The organism is Streptomyces sp. WAC06614 (assembly GCF_003949795.1).
In the GTDB taxonomy this organism is placed as follows: Bacteria; Actinomycetota; Actinomycetes; order Streptomycetales; family Streptomycetaceae; genus Streptomyces.
In genome coordinates this window covers 1-2,164 of record NZ_RPRY01000590.1, presented here as the reverse complement: position 1 = coordinate 2,164, position 2,164 = coordinate 1, and the positions used below count along the sequence as shown (strand labels likewise).

1 protein-coding gene is annotated in these 2,164 nt (G+C 75.1%); it reads left to right on the top strand.

Going from position 1 to position 2,164, the window contains the following annotated elements; genetic code table 11:
• The coding region (locus tag EF918_RS35020; RefSeq protein WP_148141338.1) for a condensation domain-containing protein at positions 1-2,164 on the top strand (2,164 nt) is incomplete at both ends.

Here is a 2,164-nt window from a genome sequence, read left to right as displayed (position 1 = left end):
CTCCTCACCACCCACCCCCACCTCACCCAAGCCGCCCTGCTGGCCGCCGAGGACCGACTGACGGCGTACGTCACGGCCGCGCCGGGTGTCACCGGCGTCACCCCCGTCGCGCTGCGCGCCTGGGTGCGGGAGCGGCTGCCCGAGCACATGGTGCCCGCGCACTTCGTGGTGCTGGACCGGCTGCCGCTGACCCCCAACGGAAAGATCGACAAGCGGGCGCTGCCCTCCGTGGAGATGTCCGCCGCCTCCGGCGCGTCCGGTGGCCGGGCGCCCCGGAACGAACTGGAGGCGCTGGTAGGGACCCTGGTCGGCGAGGTGCTCGGATCGGCCGCGCCGCTGTCGATGGACGACAGCTTCTTCGACCTCGGCGGGCACTCCCTGCTCGCCGCCCGCCTCATCCACCGGATCGGCAGCACGCTCGGCGTGACCCTCACGCTCCGGGACGTCTTCCAGCATCCCACCCCGGCTGCCCTGGCCCGGCGGATCACGGAGGCCTCCGGCCGCCCCGCGCTGCCGGCGCCGGCCCGGGCCACCAGCCGGCCCGAGCGGCTGCCGCTCTCCTTCGCCCAGCAGCGGCTGTGGCTGGTGGCCGGGCTCCAGGGCCCGGACACCGCGTACAACGTACCGATGGCGGTCCGGCTGGCAGGCGGCGAGGTCGACCCGGTCGCCCTGCGGGAGGCCGTCGGCGACCTGGTGGCCCGGCACGCACCGCTGCGCACCCGGTTCGCCTCGGCCGACGGGCAGCCGTACCAGGTCGTCGCCCCGGCCGAGGAGGCCGCGGCGGAGGTGTTCTTCGAGGTCCGTGACATCGCACCGCAGCAACGGGACGCGGCCCTGCACGCCGCCGCCGGCCACGCCTTCGACCTGGCCGCCGAGCACCCGCTGCGGGTGACCCTGCTGCGCGAGGGTGACGGGCGGGCCACGCTGCTGGTCCTGCTGCACCACATCGCCACCGACGGGCAGTCGCTGCGGCCGCTGTTCGCGGACCTGTCGTCCGCCTACGCCGCCCGGGTCGCGGGAGGCGCCCCTGCCTGGGAGCCGCTGCCGCTGGAGTACGCCGACTACGCGCTGTGGCAGCGCCCGGCCCTGGAAGGCGGCGTGCTGGACGAGCAACTCGCCTACTGGCGGGCCGCGCTGGCCGGGCTGCCCGAGGAACTGGACCTGGTGACGGACCGGCCGAGGCCCGCGGTCGCCCGGCGGCGGGGCGGCATGGTCCGGGTGGACTTCGGCCGCGAGCTGCACCAGCGTGTGCTCGAACTGGCCCGGGCCGAGCGCTGCACCCCCTTCATGGTCGTGCAGGCGGCACTCGCCGCGACACTGACCCGGCTGGGCGCGGGTACGGACCTGCCGCTCGGCTCGCCCGTCGCGGGCCGGCCGGACGAGGCCCTGACCGACCTGGTGGGCTTCTTCGTGAACACGCTGGTGCTGCGCACGGACACCGCGGGCGATCCGGCGTTCCGTGAACTGCTGGCCCGCGTACGGACGGTGGACCTGGATGCGTTCGCGCACCAGGACGCCCCGTTCGACCTGGTCCTGGAGGCGGTGAACCCGCCGCGTTCGCTGGCCCGGCACCCGCTGTTCCAGGTCTGCCTGGCGCTGGAGTCGGGGCCGGCCGCGGCCCCGGAGTTCCCCGGCCTGGAGGCCGGTCCGGTGGCGCCGCTGGCGACCGGCTCGGTCAAGTTCGACCTGGAGTTCCTGCTGTCCGCCGACGAGGACACCGGGCTGGGCGGGGCGGTGCTGTACAGCTGCGACCTGTACGACCGGGCGACGGTCGAGCGGATGACGCAGGTGCTGCGGCGGGTCCTGGAGCACGCCGTGGCGGCGCCCGACGTCAAGCTGTCCGAGCTGGAGATCCTCGGCGCGGACGAGCGCCGGCGGGTGCTGGAGGAGTGGACCGGCAGCGCGGCGGACATCGGCGAACTGCCGGTGCTGACAGCCCGGTTCGAGGAGCAGGTGCGCCTACGTCCCGAAGCCCCGGCCCTCGTGTTCGGCCCGACGACCCTGTCCTACGCGGAGCTCGACCGCCGCGCCAACCGCCTCGCCCACCACCTGCGCGAGCAGGGCCTCGGGCGCGGTGACCTGGCCGGGATCCTCCTCGACCGCGGTATCGACTTCGCCGTCAGCCTCCTCGCCGTGACCAAGACCGGCGCCGGATACGCCCTGC